Genomic DNA, 13,089 nt, shown 5'->3' with positions numbered 1-13,089 from the left:
GACTCAGCTCCCGCTCTCTTCGAAACCGTGGAAGAAACTCGCGACCTGCTCGGCGTGCAACGCGGCGAGGGTCGGCGGGTTCCAGCGTGGTGATTTGTCTTTGTCGATCAGCAAGGCGCGCACGCCTTCGATCAGGTCGCCGCGCTCGAACCACTGGCGATCCAGATGCAGTTCGAGGGCGAAGCAGTGTTCCAGTGTCAGGTGCCGGCCGCGACGCAGCATCTCCAGGGTCACACCCATGGCCAATGGCGAGCGGGTTTCCAGCAGGTCGGCCGTGGTGGTCGCCCATTCGTGGCTGTCGGCAACCGTCACGGCGCGCAGTTGCTCGACGATGCTCGGCACGTCAGGCAAGGCGAAGAAGTGGTCGATGGCCGGGCGCAAGGCTTCCAGCGGCGCATCCGGCAGGGTTTGCACGGCGTGACGGGCCAACAGGCTTTGCAGATCCTTCAATGGCGTGTCGTGCCACTCCAACTGATCGAGCTGTTCATCGAGGGTGCCGAGTTTGCTGCTGTCCAGATACCAGTCGGCCAGCCCGCAATACAGCGCATCCGCCGCACGAATCTGCACGCCGCTGACGCCCAGGTAAATCCCCAGCTCGCCAGGAATGCGCGGCAGGAAATAACTGCCGCCGACATCCGGGAAATACCCGATCGCCACCTCCGGCATCGCCAGACGACTCTTTTCGGTGACCACCCGCAAATCGGCGCCTTGCACCAGGCCCATGCCGCCGCCGAGAACGAAACCGTCCATCAGCGCCAGCACGGGTTTGCGGTAGCGGTGGATCGTCAGGTCGAGGGCGTATTCCTCGACGAAGAAATCTTCGTGCAGCGTGTCGCCGCTTTTGTGGCTGTCGTACAGCGATCGAATGTCGCCACCGGCACAGAAGGCTTTCTCGCCGGCACCGCGCAGCGCGACCGCGTGGATATCGGCATCGGCGGCCCAGGCGTCCAGGTGTTGCTGGAGCTGGCGCACCATGTCGAGGGTCAGGGCATTGAGGCCGGCGGGGCGGTTGAGGGTCAGATGACCGATGTGATTGCGAACCTCGGCCAGCACTTCGTGTGGCGTGGCATCCATGGACGAAGTCCGCGGGGATGAAGCCTGAGCAGTCATCACTAACTCCCTGCTTTTATTGTCTTTATTCGAGAAGCCCGCGCGCGGGCGTTAGCGGATCGTAACAGTGCAAATTTGCCGTGTACAACGGGGATATGTGCATGGGGTGTCTGCATTTTTACCTTAACCACGAAATGAAAAATTGTGGCCGAAGCGCTAGCTACTGCTAGGCTGCGCGGCGGTTGCGGCGAACCCGCAAACAGACCCTCGCTTCATTAGCGTCTGTAGCAGAAACACGGCGTTTTTTCTCGCCGGAACCCAACGCGCAGTGGAGGCGCAGAATGGCAAAAACAAGGTATTCAACAGGCAGACTGATCGTTGTTTTGCTACTGCTGCTGACGGTTATCAATGTCGCAGCGCTGGCGTTTGTCCTGCGTGGCGGGCTTTCCAGAACGTATGGCATGGCGATGGTCAGGACCAAAGCACCTTTGCTGATCGCGGGGAGTGGCGATGATGAAAGCTATTACGTGCTGCCCGCCAGCACGACGCTTTACTACGACAAAAGCTACCCCGAAGGTTTTAGTCGCTACATGGTCTTTTTCAATCACAAGGGTGTTATCGCTGGCGACCCAGTGCCGATGAAACCAGAGTATGGAGGATCATTGATTGATCCTCGCTGGTTGTCGAATGTCGATACCGACACGTTGAAAGACATGTTCAAACGTTTTCCGCTCTCCAAAGAAGACATCGCGGCGGCTATCAAGGCCAATGAAATCACCAAAGAGGATCTGACGGACATCATCCGGTCGATGCCGGATTGATCCGTTTTCAAGCCGTTGCAACAGGACGCCTTTGTCAGCTGAACACCTGGCCAATGCTCCGCCGTTTGGCATGCAGTTCACTGGCATGAATCAACTGTTCCAGATCCTCCGGCGTGACATCAATGAACGCCTCCATGTCCGCCAGTGCCAATTTCAGATCCTCGGCCGTGATTGCCTGAAAATCGACCGGCGCCAGGGCGGGCGCCGGTTCGGCGGGGCGTTTCGGGTAGCGAATGCGGGTCAGATTGTTGTAGGCCAGTGCGGCCAGCAGCAGGCACGCGGCGCTGAGCATCACCGGTTCCAGGGCTTTCCAGTCCATGGCGATGGTCATCGGATCGGCCAGCACCATGGTCAACGCGACGGCGCCGGCCGGCGGGTGCAGGCAACGCAGCCAGCACATCAGGATCAGCGCCATGCCTGCGGCGAGGCAGGCGCTGCCGAGGGTTCGACCGAGCACGTGGGCCACCAGCAACGCGACGACGCCCGCGCACAGGTAGCCGCCGATGATCGACCATGGCTGGGCGAGGGCGCCGGAGGACACGGCGAACAGCAGCACCGCCGAGGCGCCTAGCGGGCCGATCAGGTGGTAGGCCACTTCGATGTCGAACACCTGACTGCATACCCACACACTGAACAACGTGCCCAGCGCCATGCCGATAGCGGCGCGGCTCCATTCGGTGGGGCGGGTGTTGATGGCAGCGGGCAACCAGCGAGCGAGCATGAAGAACCGTTCCTTTGAAGAAAACCGAAGGCAAAAAAAAGGACTTGTCCGTCAACCCGGAAAGTCCTTCGAAGCGTTCCAACTATTGGGGGAGGAACGCGCACAGTGTGCCAAGCAATCTCGATGCTGACAAATTCATATAAATGCAGTTTCAATGCATTATTTGTGAAGTAAAGCCACTCGCCGACCGCTCATGAAGCACAGGAACCCGCCCATCGCGGTCAGTGCGCTGAGGGCGTAGAACATGGTCGGCGCCGGCGTATGCATCAACAGGAAGCCGCAGATCACCGGGCTCAGTGCGCCACCCAGGGCTGCGAGGTTCTGTGCGCCGTAATAACTGCCGCGCAGCTCTTCGGGGGCCAGGGTGTCGACGAACAGGAATTCCGATGGATAAATGATCATCTCGCCGAGGGTGAAGATGAACATCGCGATGCACCACGTCAGCAGGCTGTCGGCCAGGCTGAAACCGATCAGGCCGAGGATGAACAGGCTGGTGCCGGCGGCGATCCAGTAGCGCAGCTTTTCCCGGTTGAGGAAGCGACCGATCTGGTATTGCAACAGGATCACCGCGATGGCGTTGCAAGCGAGCAGGGCGGCCATGGTTTGCAGCGCACGTTGCGAGTCTTCGACCACCAGCAGGTATTGCGACAGGTACAGCGTGAAACGTCCGTGAACGACGGTGCTGAGCAGGCAACCGCAGGTGAACATGATCAGCGTGCGGTCGTTTTTCAGGGTCACCAGGGTCTTCAGGAATCTTTGTGGCTGGCCGATGGCGGCGATCGGGCTGGCGTCCCTGGGAATCCCGACCATCAGGAAGATGCTGCCGAAGGCGATGCCAGCGGCAATCAGGAATGGCGCAATCGGGTACACCCCGGCGATCACTACACCGAGCATAGGTCCGGTGGCGTAGCCGATGTTGGTCAGGGTATAGCGCAGGGAAAACGCCTTGGCCCGCTGACCCATGGGCAGATTTTCGCTGAGGATCGCCTTGGAACCGATCAGGAACAGCGCCGAGGCGGTTTCGGTGATGACCAGCGTTGCCGTGGTCAGGTAGAGGTTCTGCGCGAACGTCAGCAGCACGAAACCAATGGCGCTGGAAAGCATGGCGAGGATCAGTAACCGGCGTTTTTCCAGCCGGTCGATGATGTAGCCGCCGTACAACGCAAGCAGGGTGGCGATGAACACCGCGATGCCCAGTAACAGCCCGACGTCCTGTTGGTTGAGGCCCAGCTTTTTACTCAAAAACAGGGTGAGCAAAGGACTGGTGATGGCGCGGCTGACAACGATGGTCAGCGAAACGATCATCAGGCGGCGGATAACGAGCGAGTAGGTGGCCACGGAAAATCAAATGTCCTTATTCGGTTAACAGGTGCCCGAGATCGCGCACGCAAGCCAGCGTTTGCAGTTGTCGCAACTGCGCCAATAACGGCTCGGCCTTGACCGGTGAAATGACCCGCAACGCCAGACTGAAAAATTTCTCCTCCAGCGCCGCTTCACTCAGCGGATTGCCCGGCGCGCCCAGCGGCACCTCGACACACAGGCTCGCCTGACGCCCGTCGCGGGTTCGGACAATGACCACCGGCTCGCCATCCTCCGACAGTCGCTCATCCACTTCAAGGCGAATGCGCGTCAGCCATTGAACAATGCGCGGATCGTTGCGCGGCTGTTCGTCGTAAGCCTCCAATCGGCAATGACCGTGCACCAGTCGCGCGGCGAGGGCGTAAGGCAGACTCATCTGCGCGGCGGCCAGACTGCGGGTGTCGCGGCCGCCGCACATGTCGAGCAGAAAACCGCACAGGTTGACCTGCACGTCCTCCACCTGATCTGCGCCGATCTGCAATTGCTCCAGCAACAACCCGAGTGCATCGATGGCCGAGTGGGTGCCACGACATGCGGCATAGGGTTTGATCGAACAGCGCGCGAGTTTCCACACCTGGCCCAATTCAGCATCCAGCGCATCCGGTTGCGCGCTGCCCGGTGCCAGGGTCTTGAGAAAACCACCCCAGACATCCTCGAACAACACCGACGGCCCGCTGACACCTTCGCGAGCAAAACGCGCCGCGAGCAAACCACCCTCGGCAGCGCGTCCGCTGTGCAGTTTCTTGCTTTGCGAACCGTCATGAATGAACGCCCACAACCCGCCGCTGAAACTGCCGGCGATGCCCAGTGCCGACACGGTTTGCGCTGCATCCAGGGCAAAGATCCGCGCACAGGCCGCCGCCGCGCCGAACACGCCGCAGGTGGCGGTGGAATGCCAGCCGGCGCCGTTATGCGCCGAATAACTGCCGCAGGCTTCCAGCACCCGCCGGCCGATTTCGTAGCCGATCACCACGGCGGTGATGAACTCGCGACCGTCCACCGGTCGATCCACCAATGACAGCGCCGCCATCACTGCCGGCAGCACCACCGCACCGGAGTGATCGCACCCGCCGGTGTCGTCCAGTTCCAGCGCATGGGCGGCGATGCCGTTGAGCAACGCCGCGTGCCCCGCACCGACGTGCAAGGACGAACCCCAGACCAGCGCGTTGCCCGGCTCGGCGCCGAACACCTGCCGCGCCTTAAGCGCCACCGCACTGTCGGCCCCGGCCAGCGCTGCGCCGAAGGTGTCGAGAATGTGTCGCTTGGCCTGTTCGACCAACGCCGGGGGCAGATCTTCAAACCGCGTTTCGACGCAAAACCGCGCCAGCCGCTGCATGCGTTCCGTCATACGAGGTAGTCCCGATAATGGCGTTCATACACCGAGGCCGGATGATCCTGCGCGACCGGCGATGCGGTTTGCATCCACCACTGCGCGACGTCGGCGCCGGTGGTGATCCACACGTCGTCATGCTGCTGAATGCCTTGCAGCAACTCACGCAGTACGCCGATACGCCCCGGCGTGGCGATGATTTCCGGGTGCAGGCGCAGCACGTAGCACAGGCCGAAACGGTGGAATCCGGCGAAGTCCATTTGCAGGTTGCCGAGGGTGTGGCTGTAGGAGGCGATCCGTGATTGCGCCGGCGGCACGGCCGGGCTCAGGTTGAAGGCGAAATAGGGTTCGTCTTCCAGTTCGTAATGCAGCGGCAACTCGACCACTTCAGGGGCGGTCGGGTGCAAGAACGGCAGATCATCGCCGCGCCATGACGAAGACCAGTGAATGCCGTGATCTTTCAAGGCTTCGATGAATCCCGGCGCGCCGTTACCCGCAGGAATCCGGAAACCGGTCGGGCGCACGCCAGTCAATACTTCCAGCGCTGCACAACCCTTGGCGACTTCCGCACTTTGCGCCGCCAGATCCAGCGTGTCGTAATCCTGATGGCGGTAACCGGCGCAGGCGATCTCATGGCCGTCAGCCAGAATCGCGGCGATGTGCTGCGGGTTTTCCTCGGCAACGATGCCGGGCACGAACCAGCTGCTGCGCACCCCGAATTCCGTGAACAGACCGAGCAAACGCTCGACACCCCGTTGCGTGCCGTAGCGCCACACCGACAGTGTCTTGTCGCGTCCGGCGACTTCCGGGGCCTGAGTGAGGATGCCGTGAATGTCGTTGTAATCGACAGTCAGCACCACCGCGCAGCGTTTGCCGGCGGGCCAGAGAGTGCTGGAGTCAGCCATGGTGATGCTCCTTCAGCCACCAGCGGGCGACGTCACGGCAGGTGGCGAACCACACGTCATCGCGCTGGCGCATGTGTTCGAAGAGTTTCTCCAGCAACAGGATACGCCCCGGTTTGCCGGTGATTTTCGGGTGGAACAGCGTGGTCAGGCACAGGCCTTCGTCCATCGCGCCGTCGTACTCGCGTTGCCAGTTGTCGAGGGTCAGCTCGTAGCTGGCGGTGCGGTCGAGGCCGGACGGGAAGTTCGGTGCGCGGGTGTAGGCGAGGGACGCGTAGTCGTCCATTTCCCAGCGCCCCGGGATCTCCACCAGCGGCGTGTCGTGGCCGGGGACGTTGACCAGATACGGGCGGTCGTCGCCACGCATGCTGCTGGAATAGATGACGCCGTTGTCGGCCAGCATCGCCGGCGTCCGGGCGCGCCAGTCACCGGACGGGGTGCGAAAACCCTCGGCGCGGATGTGCAGGTATTGCCAGAAAACGTCGCGTGACTTGTTCATCACGGCCTGCTGCTGGTCCAGCGTCAGGGCGTAGAAGGATTCGTGTTTGTAGCCGTGGTAGGCGACTTCATGGCCGCGTTCGACGATGGCCTGGCACTGTTTCGGCCAGTTTTCCACGACCCAGGCGGGGACGAAGAAGGTGGTCGGGATCTTGAAGGTGTCGAGCAGATCCAGCAGGCGTGGCAGGGCGCGGTAGGGGCCGTAGCCGCCGAAGCCGAAGTACTCGGGTTTGTGCCAGATCGAGCCGTTGAGCATGGCGTCGCCAGTCGGGCCGTCGAGGTCGAAGGCCAGGGCGAGGCAGGCTTTGTGCTGGTCGGGCCAGGTGGGTTGCAAGGAGGACATCAAGGGTGCTCCAACTGTCTGAAGATGGGCACCTGACCTGTGGGAGCGAGCCTGCTCGCGATGACGGTATGACTGGCAGCATCAATGTTGAATGTGCCGGCCTCATCGCGAGCAGGCTCGCTCCCACATAGGGTCGCGGTGCCTGCAGCTTTACTTGCCGGCGTTGACGGTCACCGTCTTAATTGCACCCAACTCCAGATCCCACTTCTTCAGAATCGCGTTATAGCTGCCGTCATCCACCATGCTCTGCAACGCCACCTTCACCGCCTCACTCAGCTCAGGCTTCTTCTTGCTCACACCCAACCCGGTGAACTGTACGGAGATCGGCTGGCCGACCGTCTTGTACATGTCCTTTTCCTGGGTCTTGAGGTACGACAGGGTTTCGCTGCCCTGCATCGCCGCATCAATTCGGCTCTGGCGCAGTTGCGCACGGGCGTCGGCCGAGCCTTCGGTGCCGATCACGTTGATTGCGGGCTTGCTCGCGGCTTCACAGTGTTCCTTGCTCCACGCGGCGATTTCTGCCGGGAATGTGGTGCGGCGGCTGGTGCCGACTTTCTTGCCGCACAGGTCGATGATCTCGTTGGTCGCCGTGTTCTTCTGCAAGGTGTAGAACTGCGGGCCGCTGGTGAAGTAGTCGACGAAGGTCACGCTGGCCTGGCGCTCGGCGGTGTCGGTCATGCCCGACAGGACCATGTCCACGCGGTCGGTGGTCAGGGCGTTGATCATTTGCTCGAAGCCGGTTTCCTGCCACTTGATCTTGATCCCGAGGCGCTCGGCCAGGGCGTTGCCCAAGTCGTAGTCCAGGCCGGTGAGCTTGTTGGTGGCCGGATCCTTGAAGTCCATCGGCGGATAGTTGGGCATGATCGCGACGACGATCTCGCCTTTCTCCTTGATGCTCGCCGGCAATTCGGCGGCCATGGCGAAACCGCAAGACATGAGGGAGGTGAGTACTGCTGGAATGACGAAGTTCTTCATGGACGTTCTCTTATGAGTGTTGTGAAGGCCAAAGGGGCCTCAGGTTCGAACGGCAGAAATGAAGCTTTGGGTGCGCGGGTTTTGCGGACTTATTAGTATTTCTTCGGGGCTTCCAGCCTCCACGATCTGCCCGCCGTCCATGAACACCATGCGGTTGGAAACCTCCCGGGCGAAGCCCAGTTCATGGGTGACGACGATCATGGTCATGCCGGTCTGCGCCAGATCGCGCATCACCGACAGCACCTCACCGACCAGTTCCGGGTCGAGTGCCGAAGTGGGTTCATCGAACAGCATCAGCTTGGGGCGCATGGCCAGGGCCCGGGCAATGGCTACCCGTTGCTGCTGACCGCCCGACAGTTCGATCGGGTAACTGTCGCGCTTGTCAGCCAGACCGACCCGGGCCAGCAGTTCCAGGGCTTCTTCGTGCGCCTCCTTGGGCGAACGCTTGAGCACCTGGCACGGGCCCTCGATGATGTTTTGCAGCACAGTCATGTGCGGAAACAGATTGAAACGCTGGAACACCATGCCGGTGGCCAGGCGCTGGCGGGCGATCTGTGACTCGTTGAGTTCGTGCAGTTTGTGCCCGATCACGCGGTAGCCCACCAGTTCGCCGTCGACCCAGAGGCCGCCCTTGTCGATCTTTTCCAGCTGATTGACGCAGCGCAGCAGGGTGCTCTTGCCCGAGCCGGACGGGCCGATGATGCACAGCACTTCGCCTTGCTCGACCTCGATGTTGATGTCCTTGAGCGCGTGGTACTGGTCGTAATATTTGTTCAGGCTCACGGCCTTGACGATGCTTCTCATGACGGATTCCTCAAGAACGCTTGCCGGCGCCGCGAGCGAAACGACGCTCCAGACGGCTTTGACCAAAGGACAGGACGGTGACGGTGGCCAGGTACCAGATACCGGCGACGATCAGCAGCTCCATGACCCGGGCGTTGGCGTAGTAGATGTTCTGGGCGTTGTAGAGCAGTTCCGAGTACTGGATCACGCTCGCCAGCGAGGTCATTTTCACCATGCCGATGAATTCGTTGCCTACCGGCGGGATGATGATGCGCATGGCCTGGGGCAGGATGATCCGGCGCAGCGCTTGCAGGCGCGGCATGCCGATCGACTTGGCGGCTTCGTACTGGCCGGTGTCCACCGACAGCAGGCCGGCGCGCACCACTTCAGCGGTGTAGGCGCCCTGGTTGATGCTCAAGCCGAGCAGGGCGGCCACGAACGGCGTCATCAGGCTGACGGTGTCGAGTTCGAACAGGCCGGGAATGCCGATGGTGGGGAAGATCAGCGCCAGGTTGAACCACAACAGCAGTTGCAGAATCAGCGGCGTACCGCGAAACAGCCAGGTGTAGGTCAGCGCCACGTAGCGCAGGATCGGGTTGGCCGACATGCGCATGATCGCGGTGATCACCCCGAACACGATGCCCAGCGCCATGGCCAGAACGGCCATGATGATCGTGTTGAGCAGGCCCCACATGATCGCTTCGGAAGTCAGGAACTGGCCGATGTACGACCATTCGATCTTGCCTTCGGCGAAGGCCCGCACCAGGCCGATGATGGCGATGACGATCACGGTGGCGAAGAAGATCCGCCCGTAATAGCGCCGTGGCACGTGCTGGTACTGGGTAATGTCGAACTGGTTTTCCGCCAGTTTGCGCTCCGCCTGGAGTCGTTCTGCCTGAGTCTGGCTCATGGTGTTTCTCCGAACTGTACTTTCAAATCCACCGCATTCCACTGTGGGAGCGAGCCTGCTCGCGATTGCGGCAGCACGCTCGACATCTCTGCTCGCTGATCCATCGCCATCGCGAGCAGGCTCGCTCCTACAGGGTTTGCGTATTGGCCGTTAGAGGCGGAAGCCCTGGTAGTTTTCGGTCCACTGTTGCTGCGCGGCGAGGGCGGTTTTCAGGCGGCCGATCTGCTCGCGCACTTGTTGCGGCGCGGTGCCGCCCCAGCCGCTGCGGGCAGCGATGGCGGCTTCTAGGGTCAGGCTGTCACGCACATCTGCCGTCAGGCGCGGGTCGATCTCGGCCAGCAGCGCCGGCGAGGCTTCCCACAATTCGAGGTCGTGTTTTTCGCAGGCCTGCACCAGTGCGCCGGTGATTTCGTGGGCTTCCTTGAACGGCACGCCGCGCACCGCCAGCCAGTCGGCGACTTCGGTGGCGAGGGTGAAACCCAGCGGTGCCTGACGCCGCAGTTCCTCGACGTTGACGGTCATGGTCGCGACCATCCCGGCCATCGCTGGCAGCACCAGCAACAGGGTGTCGACGCTGTCGAGCACGCCGTTCTTGTCTTCGCTCAGGTCGCGGTTGTACGACAGCGGCAGGGATTTGAGCGTCGACAGCAGACCGGTCAGGTTGCCGATCAGGCGTCCAGCCTTGCCCCGGGCCAGTTCGGCGATGTCCGGGTTTTTCTTCTGCGGCATGATCGAACTGCCGGTGGCGTAGGCGTCGTCCAGATCGACCCAGCGGAACTGACGCGACGACCACAGGCAAAACTCTTCGGCCAGACGCGAGATGTTGATCCCGAGCATGCTGGCGATGAACAGGAATTCGGCGACGTGATCGCGGCTGGCCACGGCGTCGATAGAGTTTTCACAGACCCCGGCGTAACCCATTTCCTTGGCCGATTGCTGCGGCTGGCGAGCAATGGCGGAACCGGCCATGGCTGCGGCACCGAGGGGCGACAGCGAAGTGCGTGCGTCCCAATCCACCAGACGTTGCACGTCACGCAGCATCGATTGCGCGTGGGCCAACAGGTGATGGGCAAACACGATCGGTTGCGCCTGCTGCAAGTGAGTGAAGCCCGGGCAGATGCTCTCGACGTGTTGCTCGGCCTGATCCACCAGCGCCGTTTGCAGGGCCAGCACTTCCACGGCCAGGGTGCGGACGTGGTCACGCAGGAACAGGCGCAGATCATTGGCGGTCTGGTCGTTGCGTGAGCGGCCGGCGCGCAGTTTGCCGCCCAGTGCGCCGAGGCGCTCGGTCAACAGGCGCTCGATGAAGGTGTGAACGTCTTCGTCGTCCAGCGTCGGGGCGATGCGCCCGGCAGCGAAATCGGCACCGATGCCGTCCAGGGCTTCGATCATCGTGCGGGTTTCCTGCTCGTCCAGCAGGCCGGCACGTTGCAGTTCCCCGGCGTGGGCCTTGGAGCCGGCCAGATCGTACGGCGTCAGGCGGAAATAGCGCTCGGGGCAACGGGACAGGGCCGCCAGGGCTGCGGACGGGCCGCTTTTGAAACGGGCACCCCAGAGACGGTCGGTGGTTTGAGACATTTGTTGTTTTCCTCGTCGGTAACGCGAACTGAAATCGGTGTGCCGGGCCCTGAAAATCACGCTGAAGAGTTAGCGGACAGAGTCAGGCCAAAGCAGTTTTCAAGAGGGCAGTTGCAAAGAGACAAGAGCTGATCGAAGTGTCAGCTTTTCATGTTTGGCGATCAGTGAGTTGGCACTGATGTTCGAGGTTTTTTGGCGGTTGCCAAGGCCTGTTTTCTGTGATCATTATTATTAGTCGGCGATGTTTTTGTTGTTGGACACAGATTGTTGAACATTGCGCCAGAGGTAAATCAGCATTATGGAAACCCCACTTTCCAATTCCGGAAACCCGCCGCTGAAAACGGCTCACCGAGCACCGCTGGCCCTCAGCGGACTGGATTTCAAACTGCTCAAGGTGTTCAAGGCCGTGGTCGAGGCAGGTGGCTTCAGCGCCGCGCAGAACGAGCTGAACGTGGGCCTTGCGGCCATCAGCAAGCAGATCTCCGACCTGGAAATCCGTATCGGCATGCGCCTGTGTACCCGAGGTCGCGAGGGGTTTCACCTGACCGAAGAGGGGCGTCTGGTTTATCAGGCGTCGATTGATCTGTTTGCGTCGGTTGACAACTTTCGCGACCGGCTTAGTTCGGCGCAGAATGAACTTGTTGGTGACCTTGGTGTGGGGGTTATTGATAATACGATCACGGATGAAAGTTCACCGTTAGTTGCGGCGCTTAAAAGAATCAATGAGGAATCGCCGAAGGTAAGGTTTCAACTTCAATCCACGCAACTGGATGAGGTTGAAAGAGGCGTCGTAGAGGGGCGTCTGGTGGCCGGGATAGTACCTGTATATCAAAAGCGCGAAGAGTTCGATTACTACCCGTTATATGAAGAACGCTCGGAGGTTTACTGCGCTGTCGGCCATCCATTGTTCGACATGCCGGAGTCGCAGATGAACAGCACTGTGCTGCAGGATTACGAGTGCATCAACCACCGCTACGCGATCCATCGTGACAAGCTGAACTTTGCCCGCTACGACAGTTTTTCCGCTTCGGCGACCCAGGTCGAAGCCGTGGCGCTGCTGATCAAGACCGGGCGTTTCGTTGGCTTCCTGCCCCGGCATTACGCGGCCACGCTGGTGGCGGCAGGGCAGTTTCGTGCGGTGCTGCCGGAGCGCATCAACATTGCCACGCCGTTCAATCTGATCCTGCGTCACAACACCGTGCGCAGTCCGTTGGTGAAGGCGTTTGCCCGGGCGTTGGGTGTTGATCTGAAAGCGTCGGTGTGACGTCAATCCAGCGTAAAACGCATTGCACAGCGTCGTGCGCTGGGCAGGCCGTGGGAGATTTCGTCGTTGAGTACCTCGATCAAACGGGGTCCGGCGTCCACTTCGTTCAATGGCACAAAACCCATGCGTTGATAGAACGGCGCATTCCACGGCAGGTCGCGAAAAGTGGTCAGCGTGACGGCTTCAAGTTGCTGCCGTCGTGCGTGTTCAATCACGCCCGACAGTAACTTGCGGCCGATGCCCTGGCCCTGAAAGTGTTGGCCGACGGACAGTTCCTCGATATGCAACTGGCTGTCGGTTTCAACCGCCCTTAAAAAACCGGCAAGTTGTCCGACAGTATGCTCTGCAACCCATACACGTCCCTGTTCGATGGCCTGCAAATGTTGCGTCTCGTCAGGTACATCGCTGTCGGCCAGCCAGGCCAGCGCAGGGTCGAGGCGAAACAGTTCAGCGGCCGAGCGTTCGATGGCGGGGAGGGCGGCCGCGTCTGCGGGTCGGGCGGGGCGAATGAGGAGTGTCATGCAGGAACTGCCGATGGCTGCGATCTTGGGAAGC

13 protein-coding genes are annotated in these 13,089 nt (G+C 61.1%); 2 read left to right on the top strand and 11 right to left on the bottom strand.

Going from position 1 to position 13,089, the window contains the following annotated elements:
- Positions 1-3 precede the first annotated feature (3 nt).
- Complete coding sequence (locus tag NE357_RS14755) at positions 4-1,110, bottom strand: enoyl-CoA hydratase/isomerase family protein (protein ID WP_169430496.1); 1,107 nt, start codon at positions 1,108-1,110, stop codon at positions 4-6.
- Positions 1,111-1,391: 281 nt separating this feature from the next.
- On the opposite strand from NE357_RS14755, the gene NE357_RS14750 reads away from it, so the two are divergent.
- Positions 1,392-1,871: a hypothetical protein gene (locus NE357_RS14750; RefSeq protein ID WP_169430495.1), complete on the top strand. Its 480-nt coding sequence runs from the start codon at positions 1,392-1,394 to the stop codon at positions 1,869-1,871.
- 34 nt (positions 1,872-1,905) lie between these two features.
- Here NE357_RS14750 and NE357_RS14745 read toward each other — a convergent pair whose 3' ends face one another.
- The 9 genes from NE357_RS14745 to argH all read right to left on the bottom strand — a co-directional run bounded on the left by NE357_RS14745 (position 1,906) and on the right by argH (position 11,270).
- Entirely contained in the window at positions 1,906-2,592 is a 687-nt protein-coding gene (locus tag NE357_RS14745) for an HPP family protein (protein ID WP_169430494.1), read from the bottom strand.
- A 159-nt stretch (positions 2,593-2,751) separates the two neighbouring features.
- Complete coding sequence (locus tag NE357_RS14740) at positions 2,752-3,930, bottom strand: MFS transporter (RefSeq protein WP_169430493.1); 1,179 nt, start codon at positions 3,928-3,930, stop codon at positions 2,752-2,754.
- Between the two features lie 16 nt (positions 3,931-3,946).
- A complete protein-coding gene (locus tag NE357_RS14735; protein ID WP_169430492.1) occupies positions 3,947-5,299 on the bottom strand; it encodes an MmgE/PrpD family protein in 1,353 nt (450 codons plus the stop codon).
- The gene (locus NE357_RS14730) at positions 5,296-6,186 is read right to left on the bottom strand and encodes a polysaccharide deacetylase family protein (RefSeq protein ID WP_169430491.1); all 891 of its coding nucleotides are present in this window, start codon (positions 6,184-6,186) and stop codon (positions 5,296-5,298) included. The genes NE357_RS14735 and NE357_RS14730 overlap by 4 nt, the downstream gene beginning before the upstream one ends.
- Positions 6,179-7,027, bottom strand: coding sequence for a polysaccharide deacetylase family protein (locus NE357_RS14725; RefSeq protein WP_169430490.1), 849 nt, complete (start codon positions 7,025-7,027; stop codon positions 6,179-6,181). Before NE357_RS14725 ends, NE357_RS14730 begins: the two co-directional genes overlap by 8 nt.
- Before the next feature lie 147 nt (positions 7,028-7,174).
- Positions 7,175-7,999: an ABC transporter substrate-binding protein gene (locus tag NE357_RS14720; RefSeq protein WP_169430489.1), complete on the bottom strand. Its 825-nt coding sequence runs from the start codon at positions 7,997-7,999 to the stop codon at positions 7,175-7,177.
- Between the two features lie 39 nt (positions 8,000-8,038).
- Entirely contained in the window at positions 8,039-8,803 is a 765-nt protein-coding gene (locus NE357_RS14715; protein ID WP_169430488.1) for an amino acid ABC transporter ATP-binding protein, read from the bottom strand.
- Between the two features lie 10 nt (positions 8,804-8,813).
- Complete coding sequence (locus NE357_RS14710; RefSeq protein WP_169430487.1) at positions 8,814-9,692, bottom strand: amino acid ABC transporter permease; 879 nt, start codon at positions 9,690-9,692, stop codon at positions 8,814-8,816.
- A 150-nt stretch (positions 9,693-9,842) separates the two neighbouring features.
- Positions 9,843-11,270, bottom strand: a complete 1,428-nt coding sequence (argH, locus tag NE357_RS14705; protein ID WP_085745592.1) for an argininosuccinate lyase — start codon at positions 11,268-11,270, stop codon at positions 9,843-9,845.
- Positions 11,271-11,568: 298 nt separating this feature from the next.
- On the opposite strand from argH, the gene NE357_RS14700 reads away from it, so the two are divergent.
- Positions 11,569-12,534 (top strand): LysR family transcriptional regulator, encoded by a 966-nt coding sequence (locus NE357_RS14700; protein ID WP_169430486.1) that lies wholly within the window; start codon positions 11,569-11,571, stop codon positions 12,532-12,534.
- Positions 12,535-12,536: 2 nt separating this feature from the next.
- Here the strand turns inward: NE357_RS14700 and NE357_RS14695 are convergent, their stop codons facing one another.
- Positions 12,537-13,055 carry a GNAT family N-acetyltransferase gene (locus tag NE357_RS14695; RefSeq protein WP_169430485.1) on the bottom strand — a complete coding sequence of 173 codons (519 nt, stop codon included), beginning with the start codon at positions 13,053-13,055 and terminating at the stop codon, positions 12,537-12,539.
- Positions 13,056-13,089 lie beyond the last annotated feature (34 nt).

Source organism: Pseudomonas sp. G7(2022) (assembly GCF_052660475.1).
Note: the sequence above shows the minus strand (reverse complement) of the source record. Positions and strands in the feature narration are given on the sequence as shown.

Bases quoted from the DNA above. Each gene is read 5' to 3' on its own strand.
- argH (WP_085745592.1), bottom strand. From the start codon at position 11,270: ATGTCTCAAACCACCGACCGTCTCTGGGGTGCCCGTTTCAAAAGCGGC.
- NE357_RS14755 (WP_169430496.1), bottom strand. From the start codon at position 1,110: ATGACTGCTCAGGCTTCATCCCCGCGGACTTCGTCCATGGATGCCACG.
- NE357_RS14720 (WP_169430489.1), bottom strand. From the start codon at position 7,999: ATGAAGAACTTCGTCATTCCAGCAGTACTCACCTCCCTCATGTCTTGC.
- NE357_RS14715 (WP_169430488.1), bottom strand. From the start codon at position 8,803: ATGAGAAGCATCGTCAAGGCCGTGAGCCTGAACAAATATTACGACCAG.
- NE357_RS14695 (WP_169430485.1), bottom strand. From the start codon at position 13,055: ATGACACTCCTCATTCGCCCCGCCCGACCCGCAGACGCGGCCGCCCTC.
- NE357_RS14745 (WP_169430494.1), bottom strand. From the start codon at position 2,592: ATGCTCGCTCGCTGGTTGCCCGCTGCCATCAACACCCGCCCCACCGAA.
- NE357_RS14710 (WP_169430487.1), bottom strand. From the start codon at position 9,692: ATGAGCCAGACTCAGGCAGAACGACTCCAGGCGGAGCGCAAACTGGCG.
- NE357_RS14735 (WP_169430492.1), bottom strand. From the start codon at position 5,299: ATGACGGAACGCATGCAGCGGCTGGCGCGGTTTTGCGTCGAAACGCGG.
- NE357_RS14730 (WP_169430491.1), bottom strand. From the start codon at position 6,186: ATGGCTGACTCCAGCACTCTCTGGCCCGCCGGCAAACGCTGCGCGGTG.
- NE357_RS14750 (WP_169430495.1), top strand. From the start codon at position 1,392: ATGGCAAAAACAAGGTATTCAACAGGCAGACTGATCGTTGTTTTGCTA.
- NE357_RS14700 (WP_169430486.1), top strand. From the start codon at position 11,569: ATGGAAACCCCACTTTCCAATTCCGGAAACCCGCCGCTGAAAACGGCT.